At 37.0% G+C, this 16,720-nt stretch carries 14 protein-coding genes; 1 reads left to right on the top strand and 13 read right to left on the bottom strand.

The genetic code is table 11. The features are described from left to right. Positions 1-47: 47 nt before the first annotated feature. Positions 48-1,631: a M23 family metallopeptidase gene (locus KCG35_RS12920; RefSeq protein WP_215820121.1), complete on the bottom strand. Its 1,584-nt coding sequence runs from the start codon at positions 1,629-1,631 to the stop codon at positions 48-50. Between the two features lie 660 nt (positions 1,632-2,291). On the opposite strand from KCG35_RS12920, the gene KCG35_RS12915 reads away from it, so the two are divergent. After that, complete coding sequence (locus tag KCG35_RS12915; RefSeq protein ID WP_215820120.1) at positions 2,292-2,933, top strand: site-2 protease family protein; 642 nt, start codon at positions 2,292-2,294, stop codon at positions 2,931-2,933. Between the two features lie 113 nt (positions 2,934-3,046). Here the strand turns inward: KCG35_RS12915 and KCG35_RS12910 are convergent, their stop codons facing one another. From KCG35_RS12910 to tnaC, 12 genes are all read right to left on the bottom strand, one after another. Further along, a complete protein-coding gene (locus KCG35_RS12910) occupies positions 3,047-4,291 on the bottom strand; it encodes a chitinase (RefSeq protein WP_215820119.1) in 1,245 nt (414 codons plus the stop codon). 580 nt (positions 4,292-4,871) lie between these two features. Further along, complete coding sequence (locus KCG35_RS12905) at positions 4,872-5,906, bottom strand: dihydrofolate reductase family protein (protein ID WP_215820118.1); 1,035 nt, start codon at positions 5,904-5,906, stop codon at positions 4,872-4,874. A gap of 2 nt (positions 5,907-5,908) precedes the next feature. Then, entirely contained in the window at positions 5,909-6,511 is a 603-nt protein-coding gene (locus KCG35_RS12900) for an acyl-homoserine-lactone synthase (protein WP_215820117.1), read from the bottom strand. A gap of 270 nt (positions 6,512-6,781) precedes the next feature. Continuing rightward, positions 6,782-7,984: a multidrug effflux MFS transporter gene (locus KCG35_RS12895; protein ID WP_215820116.1), complete on the bottom strand. Its 1,203-nt coding sequence runs from the start codon at positions 7,982-7,984 to the stop codon at positions 6,782-6,784. Positions 7,985-8,141: 157 nt separating this feature from the next. Beyond that, positions 8,142-8,732 (bottom strand): thermostable hemolysin, encoded by a 591-nt coding sequence (locus tag KCG35_RS12890; protein ID WP_215820115.1) that lies wholly within the window; start codon positions 8,730-8,732, stop codon positions 8,142-8,144. Positions 8,733-8,734: 2 nt separating this feature from the next. Then, the gene (locus tag KCG35_RS12885) at positions 8,735-10,222 is read right to left on the bottom strand and encodes an AMP-binding protein (RefSeq protein WP_215820114.1); all 1,488 of its coding nucleotides are present in this window, start codon (positions 10,220-10,222) and stop codon (positions 8,735-8,737) included. Then, the gene (locus KCG35_RS12880) at positions 10,212-11,129 is read right to left on the bottom strand and encodes a TauD/TfdA family dioxygenase (RefSeq protein WP_215820113.1); all 918 of its coding nucleotides are present in this window, start codon (positions 11,127-11,129) and stop codon (positions 10,212-10,214) included. The genes KCG35_RS12885 and KCG35_RS12880 overlap by 11 nt, the downstream gene beginning before the upstream one ends. 334 nt (positions 11,130-11,463) lie before the next feature. Further along, positions 11,464-12,192 (bottom strand): LuxR family transcriptional regulator, encoded by a 729-nt coding sequence (locus tag KCG35_RS12875; RefSeq protein ID WP_215820112.1) that lies wholly within the window; start codon positions 12,190-12,192, stop codon positions 11,464-11,466. A gap of 689 nt (positions 12,193-12,881) precedes the next feature. Next, positions 12,882-13,262 (bottom strand): Rid family detoxifying hydrolase, encoded by a 381-nt coding sequence (locus tag KCG35_RS12870; protein WP_215820111.1) that lies wholly within the window; start codon positions 13,260-13,262, stop codon positions 12,882-12,884. A gap of 42 nt (positions 13,263-13,304) precedes the next feature. After that, positions 13,305-14,519, bottom strand: coding sequence for an aromatic amino acid transporter (locus KCG35_RS12865; protein ID WP_215820110.1), 1,215 nt, complete (start codon positions 14,517-14,519; stop codon positions 13,305-13,307). A gap of 113 nt (positions 14,520-14,632) precedes the next feature. Next, positions 14,633-16,054 carry a tryptophanase gene (tnaA, locus tag KCG35_RS12860; protein ID WP_215820109.1) on the bottom strand — a complete coding sequence of 474 codons (1,422 nt, stop codon included), beginning with the start codon at positions 16,052-16,054 and terminating at the stop codon, positions 14,633-14,635. 397 nt (positions 16,055-16,451) lie between these two features. Beyond that, on the bottom strand, positions 16,452-16,526 hold the full coding sequence (tnaC, locus tag KCG35_RS27085; protein WP_373687352.1) for a tryptophanase leader peptide: 75 nt from the start codon (positions 16,524-16,526) through the stop codon (positions 16,452-16,454). Positions 16,527-16,720 lie beyond the last annotated feature (194 nt).

Below are 16,720 nucleotides of genomic sequence, written 5' to 3'. Positions count from 1 at the left end.
CATTTGCGGCAGTTTTTTTAACAGTGGTCACTATATCTTTGAGGATATCAAGGAAACTGGCTATCAATAATTCCACAAATAGCTTTTGCAAGCTGGCAAAAATCTATATTTGGGTTAGTGAGTTCCTGTTCTGATGCCGGGAATAAGTTGTTTTGTGGGGCTGTAGTGGCCTGTCCCGTTCCTGCACAAATTGAAGTTGACACAATATTACAAATCATGCCTGGTAGTCCGCGTAGGTCTGGCCCTGTGTTGTTTGGCGGTAATGGTAACTGAGGCCAGTCAGGACTATTTGGTGGTTGTGGAGAGGTCGGGGGTTGAGGTGAGTTTGGAGGTAAAGGTGTTTCTCCATCAGGATCATTGTTGCTATCAACCCCAGGGTTATAAATACGACCTGAGCAGTGTTTATCACCCTCTTTTGTCAGCCAAAAGAAACTACAATTATTGTCATAACTGCTACGTCCAGTATGGATTTTATAACCAGAGAGGGAAACATCATTGAGGTGCACGTAACGGCCTTGTAGTTTCAAACTAAAGTGTTCGTGAGGGCCAGTAGACTGTCCACCATTACAAAGCGCTTGCGACTTATTGCTGGCATAATTAGCAATAGGCTGATTAAGTGAGACCTTATCACCTGTCTGCACTTGAATATTTGCTAAATGATAATAATGAGTTGACCAACCATTATTATGGGTTATTTCAAGTGAGCAAGACGAGTGGACTTTAGCTACCCCTGATGCTGCTGCTGAGACCCATCGATTCGACGTATCACTACCCCAGTAACCACCATTGCTAAAATCCAGCGATGACAGAGGGCGATCGCCACTACCTGTGTTCGTATGAGCACCACCTATGTGCCAGTATTCACCAACAGGGAAAGGCAGCTGAAACATAGTGTCGGGAGGCGTTTGCTCATAACTTTGAGCAGTCAATGATAACTGATTGTTACTAAGCTCATTTGGAAATAATTGATTGTAGGTTGAAATAAAGCGCTTTAAATTTGATGTGTTATTTGTAGCAGTCAATTCTCCATTAGCAACATCTGTTGTGAATAGTTGATTGACTGTTTGGGCTTGGTTGAGCTGTAAAGGTTCTGCTGTTTGAGTACTTAAATTTGTGGATGAATCTTTTGGGTGATAATGCAGCTTGGCGAGTCGCTTCGCAATAATTTCAACTTGTAACTCAAAGCCTATCTTCACTGAAAGTTTACCAAAGGGGGATTGTAAGTCCGCGGCTGAAGGCGATGGGTTGGAAATGATGCCAGACTGTTGCTCCATTAAAGCAAGTAAGACTTTTGGACTTATACTGGTAAATCCACTCCAGTGAGAGATAACCTCGGCATATTGACTAAGATGAGGGGCATGTTGTGCTAGATAGCTTGCTAAGTCGAACTGATCCATTTCATCAGGTGAATAGATCAACTGCTGAATAGGAAAATATTCAAGCTGCTTGGCTTGGTTTGAATCTGCTTGGGCATTCAGGGTACACATTATAGTACTTGCGCTGATAATACTTAATGTGAGTAATGCTTGAGGTATGATCTGTTTCCCGAATGATTTCTTGGATTTTATTATTTGACGTTGCTCGTAAGACGTGTATGGTCTAGCTGGGTTATTTAAGCGATAAATCTTCATTGTACATCACCTGTACTTTATTCCCTTACACAAATTATTTTCTACCCTTTGCTATGGGTATATATGTGGATATTGGTACAATTTTTTAGAACTGAGTTTACTTTGAGCTTTCGCAGAGGGAGCTGTCCAGTAATATGTGCCAATTAATTTGTAATGGGTACCTATTGATTGATAGTCCTTTTACCAAGGAAGTTAAATGAGCAAATAATATTTTTCATAATCAAAAATATATATCCAACAGATATCTGTTAGTACGTTGTTAATAATTACATGGCAGTGAGATAAAATATGTGAAAAAAATCATATGATTTGATACAAATAGAAAATACATAAGATAAAGTATAAAATTAAGAATCAGTTAGAATTATTTGCCTAGTCTATTTCAAGCTATAGCCTTAAAAGGCCACACTTTTTATCTGTACCTGATCATTCAGAGTATGAAAATCTTGTAAAATGTCTCAAAGTTTTGAGTACGTAATTCCTGAGTAATCTGTCGACATAATCTGACAGGTTAAAAAGCACTATTATCTGCGCAACGCGTGTCAAGAATTGATTTTTGCCCTGTGCTTAGTACAATAGCAGCCTGTGTTGTTACGTACCTTAACGGCTTAACATCATGTGTTAGTACGTCCATAGGTATGACTTAAGGAATTGAAGTACATGTTGCAGTTGCTTTTTCATGGTCAGATCGCCACATTTATCTTATTTGCAATTTCACTCATCATTGCTTTCACTTTTCATGAATTTGGCCACGCTTATGCGGCAAAATATTATGGTGATCGCACAGCAGAGCAATTAGGGCGTGTTTCTCTTAGTCCATTAGCGCATATTGATGTAATGGGTTTTCTTATGGCACTATGCGTGGGCTTTGGTTACGCTAAACCTGTACCAACTAATCCACGAAATTTTACGTCACCAAATGCAAGTTTAGTGGTTGCTGCGGCAGGGCCAATGATGAATTTGTTGATAGCGGTTATTGCTATCAATCTTTATATGTTTGGCGTTAATAATGGCCTTGAAATATTCGCAGGGGAAGGACCTGGAGTCTTTTTTACAGGGTTAGCGATTTTAAATTTAATCATCATGGTATTTAACTTGCTGCCTATAGGCCCTCTAGATGGCCACTATATACTTCCCTACTTACTGCCAAAAAAAGCAGGAATAGCCTATCAAGTGCTTAATGAGCGTTATGGCACGATGTTATTCTTTGGATTAATACTGTTAAGCTTAGCTGGGTTACCTATTTTTCACTTTGTTTGGATTCTAGGTCAGTCGATTTTACCTTATATAACCTTTGTCTAAGTTGAGTTAGTCAATAACATTTGCTTCGGAATAACAGTTGTTCGAGACAAATGTATTTACTGAGCAGAACCCCAGTTACTGATAAGTGACTGGGGTTTTTTATATAGATTTATCTATCCTTCAGAATCAATCACCAAGTCATCGAAGTGGTGTTGGACACATTTTATATAATCACCTGTTTTTAAAGCAGTAAATGGTGTTTGGTAACTCACAAGCTTACAAGCATAGCTTTTTCCTGTTGGGGTTGAGGGGTCCCATCGCCAGTCCTGTTCCCAGTAGATGTTAAGTGCTCCACTGCCATATTGATCAAAACGTTTCATATTCGCACAACCTAGTACTTCATTATCGGGAACGGCAAGATCGAGGTACTTGGTAAATGCTTGATAGTAATAAATTCGATTCAGTGACTGTTTGTGTTCTTTTGAGCCGCCACACTCAATTCCTCCATTAATAATATGTGTGGTGACGCCAAAACCAGGTACTAGGCCGTTATCTTGGTCATGTTGATTGGGCTGCCAAGTGCCATTGATAACATGGTACATGCTGGGTTTAGGGGGTTGGGGGTACATAAAGAAAAACACTGCACTGGCGATGTTTAGCCAAGTATCTGCTACTTTTTCAGGGTGATCCAAAAGAGGTCTGATACTGCCAAACATGGCATCAGAAAAGGGGCCATAGTTGTAATTATAACTAAGTTGCTTAGCGCCACGTCCAAAGTAGCTTTTAAAGTAACCATCGGAAAATTTACCACAAGGCCATGTTTTTCCTTGCCAAGTGTCAGGATTGCACTCAGCGTTATAACCTCCTCGCATATCCTCAGTCCAACCAACTTCTCTAACGTAATATAAACCTTGTCGCCATTCTGGAAGATCCCAATTAGGTGCATGGGCTCCAGTCTCTTGAGTAAAGTGTGCGAACATCGTTGTGAGTGACTTTTTGCACACTTTATCAGCATTTGAGGCATTGTGGGTTTCACCACAAAACGCTGGGAACTTCCCTATAGCTTGTAAAAAATGTTTATAAGTATAAGCGCTGTTTCTTTTACTAAAGAGATAATTCCAATTATCGTGAGAAACTAGCGATTCTACTCGTTTAACATTATCAGGGTTTTGTACTCGGCCTGGTTTTATTGCATTAACAGAATCGTTATCAAGCGTTGCAATTGACTCCTTCACTTTATTCATAAGGGGAGTATTCGTTAACTCTTTTTCTTTCTTTTTTAGCTCAGTTAATGGAATGCTATAAAGCACTTGATGAGTAGATAAAGGAATTTTTTGATAAGCATAGGATGTAATGGGTAGCCAAAGGAGGTAAAGGATAATCGTATGATAGCTTGGGTATGAATGTGAATATTTCATTTTACTTTCCTTGTTGGAGTAAAGAGTAACCTGTATTTGGTGTACCCTTCGCGAATTATTTTTAGGCGCACTATCCTTTGCGCTTCCCTAACAGACCTGCGACGCATGTTTTACATGAGTTGAGTTTGTTGCTAGCGTTGTGAGCTGGAATCAACCTCGACTAACTTTTTTATTGCGAATTTATGTATATTTCGTTTCGAGAAAAAAGTAATTTCGAAAAACAGTGAGGTGGCTTCACAATGTGTAAATCATAACTAAGAAGTTAAAAATAAGTTAAAAAGATATTTTCAATGTAACAGATGCTTTTAAAAAGCACTTTATGGTGCTAAGCCAGCAAACATAGTTATTTTGAAATGGCTTCTAAAAAATATAGAGTATATTTTTGGTAGGATGTAAATAATATTTGACTATATACTCTTCGCTGTGAATACATATCGAGAATAGCTGGATATGCAAGCGTTTCTTGGGTGGAAGTGAATGATCAGTAATATATTAGCCAAACAACGAATAAATTTTAGCGGTAATAAGTAAACGCTAGCTTTTGTATGTTTGGCACTGCAATGAGAAAGTGCGCCATAGTTTATAAAGTATACTGAATATTAAGTCCTCCAAGAATAGGGTTGTAGTCAACAGAGCTGTAATCGATTTTGTCGTTAGCATTGAAACTTGGATGAAAGCTAATATCCACTTCATTTAATACATTGCATGTATATAACTCATGTAAAAGAGCACTATCAATATTAATAACAGCTGAGTAAATATCAGAATTTACTAAACTCCTGAGAATATACTTCCAGTCAATAGAGTAACCTGCTTGCGTAGTACTTTTAATAGGAATGGGTAGAAATTTAGGTTGATCACCTGTTTTTTCTAAAGCTGAATCTTGGGGTGAATGATAAACAGTCGTTTTATGGGAGGGTAGTATTTCTAAATATTGCTTACTTTTTTTAAGATCGTTGTCTATAACAATAATGGATCCAAAGGTATGAGCCAGCATACGGGTAAAGTCATAGTTATTAACTAAGTAGGGAATAAAATCAGGAGCTATTATCCAGGCGTCATACTGTTTGCAGATATCAAATAATTTAAGCGATGATATACTATTTTGATATACTGGGTAATCTTGCTGGCTGAAGTCAATGATATATTGTCCACATAACCAAGGTAAGCGTTTTGTATAAGCATTAAAAAAGAATTTATTTATTTCAAAACATTCATCTTTGAGAACGCCCACCGAAACCTGTATACCCTGTACTTTCATTGCTTTAATAAAAGATGTTTGCTCAATATTTTCATTAAAGCAGCTTCCAAAAATAACGTGTTTAATCTGATAGTCTTGTATAGCACTGATACACTCTTCAAAATTAGTGTGGCAACCTTTATCTGGAAAGTGTGTAATATAGAGGGTTGCCTGATGGCAAGCATCTGCTAATGATGAAATTTCATCCATTAAAATGGACCAGTGTAACGTATGGTCATAACAGGCAGAACCAATGATATTTTCATCGGGGCTGACGATCACACAACCGATATAAGGTGGTTTATGATTCATCAGTTTTTGTTGTTCAGCGATATTTAACGCTTTTGACATATAAAGTGTGTCAGAAGTATTCATAATTATTGATTAAGTGCAGATCTGATAGTCAGGTAAAAATTAAGGTCCAAATTGAACTGGATAGCAATTGCTTTACTATTACCAATAAGCATAGCTTTTTGTGTACCTATGCGTTTAACCTCAATGCCTATTTTTTTTAAGTACTTTTCAATAGCTGGTGTAGTAACGGCTACAGCTGATGTATAGCCATGAGATGTAGAAGACAAATATAAGTTTTTAAATAACATTAACGACACATAATTAATGCCATTCTTATTCAAGAAGTTATAGTCTTTATCCACAGCAAAGCGACTAATCTCAATAATAGAATTACATTGGGGAGCTGGTGAGTCACCTAATAGTTCTGGGAAGGTATCTTTTAGCATATAACTACCCATTGTGGGTAAAAGCCGCATACAACCGACAACCAGATCAGTGGGGGACTTGGCAATGATATAAGCAGGTTCTAAATCATCATATTCATCTTTTTCTTGAGCTGCATTTGTAGGAACTTCCCAGTCAAGGCGTTGGTAAAATATTCTATAACGCAAATCATGCATTGAATATAATGTACTTGAAGGATATTGACTTCGTTTGTTTACCATACAAATAGCTGTTGCACTCATGTTTCCAGACCTCCTAAATCATTTAATATGTATGTTATTTTGAAAGTGATGGCTGCGAAACTGACAGATATAACAGTGTTTTGGATTTATTAAGGATTTAGATGGTTTTGGTATATAGGGATAAATGCGTTTAGACATTCATACCTGTGTGATATGGAGGCATAATAAAGCCCCAAATGAACTTATCTATATAAGATTTCTGGGGCTTTATTGCTTGACAGTAAACGCTAAAATTCTTCGTCAAGAGTATAACTTTTTATAGGAAGAGATTTATGACTCCTGTGCTTGCACTGCATAGCGCGTTGAACTGGATTTGATAAGAATGATGACGCTGGCAAGTTGAATCAAAAATAGCAAAATAAATATTTCTGCAACATTCAGATTGCTGGTAATAGTAATCTGGCTTGTTAAAGCCGTGACTGTTGAACCTATTAACAGCATTAAACAACCCTGCAAACTAGCCGATGTTCCCGCGCGATCAATAAATAATGACATGCATTTTGCCATAGCGTTGGAGAATAGGAAGCCTTGTCCAAAAGCGATCAGCATTGTACCCATTAATACAGTATAAAGATCAATACCATTCAAGTTAAAAATAATAACAATCAGGCCAGAGCCATATAATAAAAGACCTAGACCCATAAGTTTAAAGGGTTTAAAACTTTTTACTAAAACCCGGTTTGCTAAAGTACCCACCAGGTAACATAATCCAACCCCTAGCGCTGTTTGTCCAAAGAAACTGGAACTTAATGATAGATGTTCTTGAACGATAAACGGCCCAATCACATTCCAGATTAAGAATGAAGAGAAACTTGTACCCAGTACGATTATTCCTGACGAGAAACGAATATCCGCTAACATTAGCTTGATACCTTTCATTGATTCGAACGGATGCTTTTTATGTGCTGGGTCTAAAGATTCTTTTAAGCCAAAATAGACAAATAACAAAATTGTGAAACTATAAGCACTGTAAAGTAAGAAGTTATAACGCCAGCCAGCCAGTTCTTCAACATATCCACCGATATAAGGGGCAATGACAGGGCCTAAACCAAATGCCAGGCTTAAATATAATATGGCAATATAAAATCGTTCTCCTTTAATATTATCTACAAGAATTGCCCGAGCAACGACTTGGCAAGCACCAATTGCAAAACCTTGGATAGCTCTTCCGATAAGAAGGGTTGTAATATCTGAAGAGAACATTGAAATAAGACTACCAATAATAAAAAGCACTAAGCCAAAGTTAATTGCTTTACGGCGCCCGTAATAATCTGACATAAAGCCAAAAAACAGTTGACCGATTGCATAGCCTAATAATGTAATAGTGATGGTGTTCTGCATGACGGTACTGTTTACCGAGAACTCTCGCCCGATTGACGGTAAACTGGGTGCATAAAGATCAATTGCAATACCTGCAACACTATTAATAAAAGGGGCTAAGAAAATGATAAAATTTTCATACCTTTTGTCCATATCTTTTCCTTATATGGATTAGTTAAAAAACACCTCACACTATATATACCAGTTTATATTGGCTAGACATGAGGGGGACCTTGTTTATAGTAATTTTTTTCAAAAAATTGATATCAGCTGCTGATGTATCTTATTGAATCGCTATAAATAATTTTTACTAAGCTGCAACATTAAAATTAATATTAAGTTCTTTGGCGTAGTGATTACTAAGCGTGTTTAAAATACTTTGTTTAATATCAATGAGACATACTTGGGGATCATTTTCGTAGTAACTGCCCCAATTAACATTTGGATCTGCTACTCGGCAATGCTTAGCTTGGGTGATAATTTCATAAGCAATTTCCAGTTCGTCTAAAATACCTCGTACGCGATTGGTAGCAGTCATTAGCACATATTTAATATTACGTTTATGCATCAGTAAAGGCATTAAACTCATCACTGTTTTACCCGCTTTACTGACTTGGTGAGAAGCGAATGATCCGATTTCGGCTATTTGTGAACGTTTAGCACCACAAATAAACTGAAGTTGATTGTCAAGATAATGCTCTGAGAACAGAGCATTATTTGATTGAGTGAAGCCAAAAATACCACCTGCAAGCTGTTCACTTTTTGATTTGAGAACAATAAACTCATCAGGACTAGGGTTAACGTTAGCATCAAAAGCTTGTTGATATTTTTGTGAGACAATATCCTGAATATTAGCGTAAAAAGCAGTTTCTTTTTTTACGATCAGTAAATCAAAGCCCATGACTAATTCCTGTATAAACTGGTTGAGAAAGATTGATCAATTTCGCTGCGTTTTGGCTTACCTGAGACGGTATAATACTGGCCTCTAAATTCATCAAAGTCATTTATAAGCTCAAAGTGATTGATTTGTGCAAATTTAGCTATTTGATCATGATACTTATGCAACTCAATATGAACAGTTTCTTTATCTGCTTTTGATAAAATAATAGCTGTTGGATAGGCTTGGGCTTCTCCAATAACAATCATATCGTCAATGAGTAAGCTTTGTTTGTATATGGATTCAACCCATTCAGGTGACAAATTCCGTGAGTTTGACAAGATAATTACATGCTTTTTACGACCAGTAATATAGAGATAACCATCTCGTATTTCTGCAATATCACCCGTATGGAGATAACCGTCAGATAAATCGCAAGCAGTGTCATCAGCGTTGTAGTAGCCTGCACAGAGTGTAGGTGTTTTTACAAGCAGTTCACCATCAACAAACTTTGGTACGATGCCATCTAATAGCTTTCCGACTGAACCAATTTTTCGTTCGTTAGGGCCATTGATTGATATGACTGAACTGTTTTCGCTTAATCCATAGGCTTCAAAAACTTTAATATTATGCTTATCAAGAGACTGAATAATTTCTGGGCTTATCTTGGCACCTCCAGTGATAATATGTAGATTGTCAAAGTCGATAGCTGATCCAAACAATGTTGTTTTATCTGTACTTTCTAAAACCCTATTCGTTTCCTCAAGTAACTTAGGCGGTAAATATATAAAGTTTGGTGTAGCCTGTTTTATTAAATGGAGGTAATCAATCGGTTCTCCTATACCGGCGCCATACTCAGTCATGGCTTTTGGCATAAAGGTAATGGTGCCTCCAGAAAGTAATGGTAAGTAAATACCAAGCACTTGTTCAATTAAAAGACTCATTGGCACAATTGAAAGGTAATGCAATGGCTGAGCAGGCACACGTTTGAATAAGCTATTAACAAGAATATTTAAAGCTTCATCTCGAATCATGACCCCTTTGGGTTTAGAGGTTGTGCCTGATGTATGAATAATCGAGAGCAATCCCTCGGGTATCTCAACCGTATTACCTAATCCATTATTATTTAATGGTTCACCTTTTGCGTTAATACACAGTTTATCAGGTAATATAGTGTTAATTCGTTTATGTTGCTGTTCATCGGCCACAAAAACGGCTGTGGCCTTGGTCATTAAACTGGCAATTTGCTCATCAGCAAATTCAAGAGGAACTGGCAGCAAAATAGTACCAAGCTCCATGGTCGCAAAATGTGTTACTACCCACTCATAGCTTGAGCGCATTGCGATACCCACAATTTTTCCACTTAATGATAAATTATGAGCAGCCAAATTCTTTTTAACTAAGTTGATATCATTCCGTAATTGATCGAGGGTATATTCAGTACCATTAATTTCTTTGGCAAAAACACGATCAGATGTTTCTTTTAAATACTGTAGAATACGTTTACTTAACATAGTTACCTCCAACCAGGTAGCTTTGTGCACCAAACATTTTGCGCAAAGGATCTAGTACTTTTCTACGACCATGCATAACCCGTGTGTTATCAACGATAATGACATCATTATCTTGCCACTTATGATCACGCGTATACTCTTCACAGATATCTTTAATCTCAGTCCATACAAACTCAGAGATTTCAGTATCATCTTCCCAAGTCATTTTAGGAGGTCGATAATTCACACTAGGACTCATTAATGAATTACAAAAACAAGGACCTGTATTAAATACATTGTCGATTACTGCTGAAACAACATATTCCGAATGAATTGATTCATCATTTATTCGTGTGTAAGTTTGGCCAGTAATAATCGCATTGACATATTCAAGATGCTCATCGGTAATTCTATCTACAGGCTGTTGTAACTCAAGTGATAAATAACGCTTGACATTGTCCCAAGGAATATCACGGGAGTATTTAACTTTCTTATTTAAGAATTTCTTCTGAGTCATGGGTGATAGTTTTTGCCATACGGTCAAACCGTCACAAAATGTAGTTTCTGAACCTTCTTTTGCGGCCTTTCCACAATAAAACCACTGAAGTTCTGGTGAGAATGGGAGGTTTCCATTTTCCATGTGCAAACCCATTTCAACATCACCTGCTTGTATCTCTGCTGTACTTTTGGTCGTAGGTTTTCGAGCTGGGTCGAAAGTAACGTAATCAGAATTATTTTCTATAAAAGTGCTAAAAGTATGAACATTGACATCAAAATTTCGAAGTAAGACAATGCCTGATGTTGCCAATGACTTTATGAGTAATTGATAAGGGAGTTGGTTTATATCTTCGTTATTATGACTAAAAATAGTGGTTCCGAAGTAATCAAAAAGTGAAGATAATTTATTATTTTCAAGTAAAGTGCTCATTATTGTTATACCGTGTTTCTTTATTAGGATGGTGATTTTGTGGTTTAAATTATAGGGAGAGATGAGGAGATATATAACTAGCTAAAATGACAGGTTTTGGCGAAAATGTTGTTAACATAAAGCTAAGTTCTAATCGCTTATGATTCTTATCTTGTTAGACAAAAATGAATCATAGAGAGTTAACTCAGTGATAGAGTAAGGTTGTCAGGTATTGATATAGGTGATGAAGGTCTGAGTAACAAACGGTCAGCAATGAGCAAATAAAGTACTTAAGAAGCGTTTAATACAGATGTTAAATGATTGATCAACACTTTGTGTATAAAATAAGCTGCAGTTAGTACATTGGTTCTATGATTCCGTGTATGATTGAGCGTGCAATGGCTTGTATTCTGTTTGATGAATTGGTTTTCTGCGTTGCATTCGTCAAATGAAAGTTAACTGTTCTTTCCGAAACCCCTAATATTTGTGATATTTCCCATGATGTTTTACCACTACTAGCCCATGCTAAACATTCTTTTTCTCGTTTTGAAAGTATCGTTTTAGTTTGAGAATTACTTAATTCTATTCGGTTAACAGCTTCATAGATAAAGGGGGTAATCCACTGAATATTTGCAATATTTCGAAGTTCCTTCTCTATGGATATTGTTCTACGAAAAGCGGCGCTTAAAAAAGCAACTCCCCTGCGCAGACCATGAACGGGTATGGTTATACCATCTTTAAGGCCAGCATTTTCCGCTAACGTCATAACTTGACGGTGTTCACTTGAATTGAATTGCTTAATCTTCTTAGCTTCTTGCCAAAATATAGGAGTGCTATGACTTTTACAATGAAGATGGATTGGGTCAATTTTAACCAATTCATTAATATCGTAATAATCAACCCACTGTTCTGGATAGTTACCAAAAGAAAGCATGTTCTCTTCTGTTATCTGTAGTGGGGGATAATAGCGAAAGATATAGTAGTCAATATCAAGGCTATCCATAATTTCATTGCAATGCACTGTTAGTGCCGCTATTGACTTAAAGTGTTTAAGTTTTTCTGCTTGTTCAAGTATCTTGTTCATATAAAGGAATAGTCTTAACTTAATAACTATACAGTTGTTGTGGCTTAATACCCCATGTTAAGGGTTATTAATAGGACTAACCTACACTTATCAGGTTAGCAAGAGCAACAGAGAGTTCTGTTAACATGTTAGTTTTTTCGTAATATTTAGTATTTTTATAGCCTAAAACGATAAACGAGTAATATAAGAACTCCATTTATAAATGTAATGGATACAATTTATACAAATAAATACTCTAAAGACAGCTTATAATTATCGTACTATAGCGTTTTCAGGGTTTAATGAGAATCATGTTTTTTATTATAATACAATAGCTGATTAGATGGGTATTATACTAAAGTCTAAAGGGTTCCTCTAATGTAAAGTTTGTGTTTAGATTATCAAGATTATAAGCGTTATTTGATATATTGATGTATGCGCTGTAGTTAGAGTATGAGTGTTAAACAAAAAGTAAGTAGAATATACGTAATAGTTATACAGGCAGTAGAGGAGAGGAAGTATGTATATAAAATACCATGGATATAAAATAAAAAAATAAGCCTATCGAGCACGCCGTGAATTCTTCTTTGGATGCTTGGTTGCCGCATCCTTGCGGTCAACATTTCGCCTGAGTTATTCAGTCTTTAATAACGATCGAATCATTGCTTAAATTGTTAAGTAAGAAGAATTGATAAGAAAAAGTGTAAAATTTAACGAACGGCTATCACCTCAATTTCGATTTTTGCATCCATTGGTAACCGTGCTACTTCTATACATGATCGAGCAGGAAATGGTGCATTATGCTCATGAAAGAAGGCTTCATAGGCTGCATTAATCAATGAAAACTCATTTAAGTCTTTCACAAAGACGGTTGTTTTTATGATATTACCTGCATTCAAACCAGCTTCTTTAATAATTGCTAATGCATTATTTAACGATTGGGTTGTTTGCTCGGCCACATCATCTGGCATTTTTTTTGTCATTGGATCTAATGGAAGTTGTCCTGAAGTAATAACCATATTAGCAAAACTGACACCTTGTACATAAGGGCCAATCGCTTCTGGAGCTTGAGATGTTTTAATTGCTGTCATTTAATGTTCCTCATTTATATTATTCGCGAATTAATTGAAGGGTTACCCTGTAAAAATGGGTAACATCCCTGACATGGCTAAAAAGTGGAATGTTGCGATAAATACACCAAATAAAAAAACTAATATGAGAATGAAAGAGCCACCTGGGACGACAAGTCCTTCATTACCTGATTTCATGGTGCGTGATTTTCTCGCCAACAGTGCAGGTATAATGCATGTCCAAATGGTTGCAATACCTCCCGCATAACCAATCGCTGTTACGAAACCAAAAGGAAATAACAGTGACAAAACCAAAGGGGGTATAAATGTTACAAACCATGTTTTTGTCCTGCCGCGTTTGCAATCTTCAAATTTAAATAAATCAGCTAAAAAGTCGAATACACCTAAGCCCACACCTATAAATGATGAAAGAATAGCGGCCATGGAAAATGCGTTAATTGCTTTAGCTACCTTTTCTGATTCGATCACAGAACCTAATGCGCTAACTAAAGCATCAACATTTCCACCTTGTTCAATAATAGGACTGAAATCACTTCGTGGTAAATTACCAAAAATACAGATTATCCAAAGAAAATAAAGTCCAAGGGCAATTGTAGTTCCTCCAAAGATGGCATACTTTGCTCGTCGCTCCTCACCATAATAGGCACGCATGGAAGCGACGGAATGGTGGTATCCAAATGAAGTGAGTGCAACGGGAAACATGGCGAGCGCATAAGGCGCATATTCAGCTTCTTGATTAATTGTGTCAAACAAAACAGACATATCTACACTTAAGGTAAGTCCAGACACACCAAATACAAAGCTGAGTACCATAAAAGCGATAAGAACGACTGAAATACGGTCGACCGCGCGTGTAGAGTGCCATACAAAACTCGAAAATATGGCAACAAATAATATCGAGGCGACTTTGCTATTAATATTGAGTGTTTCTTGCAAAATCAGGCCCGATGAGGTGATGTAGGCATAAAGCAAAATACCGCCCACAAAGTATACGGCTATATTATTTAACATGTTGACTTTATCACCCAGCATGTTTTTTGTTACGGTATTGAATGAGACTTTTAAATCAAAATGTTTGAATGCCTCAAGTAACATCCAGCCAGAGATAGTCATGACAATCATCGTTAAAGTGATGGCGAGCAAAGACCACATTGTCCATGCACCAGCGCCAGCACTTGGTAGTCCTAACATGCCAGCGCCTACACAGACACTAGCGATGATGCAGGACCCGCCGAGTAGGGAGGGCTTAGTGTTCATTATTTTATTCTCTTTATCTTTATAATTAAGTATTTAATTTTTTGTCGATATTTTTCTAAGGTATGAGAGGCTTTAAAATATGCAGCCTAAATAGGCTGTATTTATCATTGAAATTAATCCTCAACTTCTTTCAGGCGCGCAGTGAAATGACGTAGTACTTCTGGCTCATAGGTAAAATCCAAACCTTTAACCTTTGTTGCGTTTTCTTTTACCTTTTCAAAGGCCTCAATAATAAAATCCATATGCGTTTGCGTGTAAGTTGCGCGGGGAATGGTTAAACGAAGTAACTCAGCTGGGCATGGGTGCTGCTTACCTGTCACTGGATCGCGACCAAGTAATAATGAGCCAATTTCAACGGCTCGAATGCCTGCCACTTTATATAGCTCACATGCTAATGCGTGGGCTGGAAACTGGTCAGATGGGATATGAGGTAAAAGTTTACCTGCATCGACAAAGGCCGCATGGCCTCCTGCTTGTTGACAAATAACCCCAATGGCTTCTAAGCCATTAACAAGATACTGTACTTGCCTGATTCGATAGGCAAGCCATTCTTGACGCATACCATCATACAAACCAACCGCTAAACGTTCCATTGCGCCGCCTTCCAACCCGCCGTAAGTCGGAAAGCCTTCTTGAACAACACATAAAGTACGGCACTCGTTATACACATCCAGCAGAGAATTATCTTTAAAGCAAAGCAAACCACCCATTTGTACCATGGCATCTTTTTTAGCGGACATGGCTAACGCATCAGCGTATTTGTAGCTTTCAAAAGTGATTGCTTCAATAGTCCAGTCTTGATAACCGGGTTCGCGTTGTTGGATAAAATAAGCGTTTTCAGCAAAACGGGCTGAGTCCATAACAACGGGAATATCGTAACGTTGTGCTATTTCATATACCGCTTTGAGATTAGCAATCGAAACAGGTTGTCCTCCAGCAGAGTTGCAAGTGATGGTGCTAACAATGTATGGCACATTCTCAGGACCTGCTTCAATAATTGCATGTTCGAGTTTTTCCAGATCAAAATTACCTTTAAAATCAGCATTGACTGAAGTATCAAATGCCTCTTTAATAAAAACGTTTCTGGCAACACAAGAATTTAACTGGGTATGACCCTGAGTAGTATCGAAAAAATAGTTTGATATCGCCACCATTTTAGAGCGATCTAAACCTTTTTCTTTTTCTCGTTTCTTAATTAATACAGGGATATAAATTTGCTCTGCACCACGGCCCTGATGTGTAGGAATTGTGTACTCGTAACCAAAAATATTTTTTACTGCATCAGCGAGCGCATAGTAACTGCGACTACCACTATAGGCTTCATCACCTAAAAACATAGCGGCCTGCATTTCCTGAGTTATTGCACCCGTACCACTGTCAGTCAGTAAATCGATGAAAACATCTTTGCTATCTAACAGAAAGGGATTCATACCAGCCTGTAAAATAGCCTGTTCACGATATTCTTTAGTAGTACGTTTTACGGGTTCAATAACACGAATACGAAAGGGCTCAGGGAGGTGTTTAAAATTATCCACGAAGTTATTCCTAGTATAAAAGAGTTAAGCAGTAACTAAATTATCTTTTCTATACCCTTCACGAATCATTTTTAGGGTTTGTTGTCAGCACTCTTCACCCCAGTCACTTATTAATATAAGCTCCGGGGGCTTCATCATTTGACGGCCGCCCCTAAAAATCCTTCGTTTTGGGTATATAGCATTCGGATTAGTAATCGTTACCACCAAACTAATTTTTAAAAGTCAAAAAAATCCTATCCAAAACTATTTCTGGATTTAATTGCGATTAAATTTATATAAATATTGTTTTTAATAACTTTGTTGAATATAAAATTATCAGCCAATCTGCCTCTCAGAAATAAAGAGGAAAATTAGTTAATGAAGGAATTAAAAACAATATATGTAAGGTCAGGAGGGATTACTTACAAGGAAAGAAGAAGGCAATTTTGTAATCGTGAATATACCAGATACTAGAATTATTGTACTGATTCATACTTTCACCTATTTGAAATCTAACATTTCAAATTACAGGCAACATTATCCCTAATAAAAGTAGGGAGTCACTAAGAGAAAAATTAAATTGAGAATTCAGTAACAAAAAATAACCATTAGGATTTTGACAACAAGGTGTAGATATATCCATAACGAAGGTTTTTATACCTCTAGCCCGAATATTTCATCAAGAAA

Source organism: Zooshikella harenae (assembly GCF_018837975.1).
Classification (GTDB): Bacteria; Pseudomonadota; Gammaproteobacteria; order Pseudomonadales; family Zooshikellaceae; genus Zooshikella; species Zooshikella harenae.
Note: the sequence above shows the minus strand (reverse complement) of the source record. Positions and strands in the feature narration are given on the sequence as shown.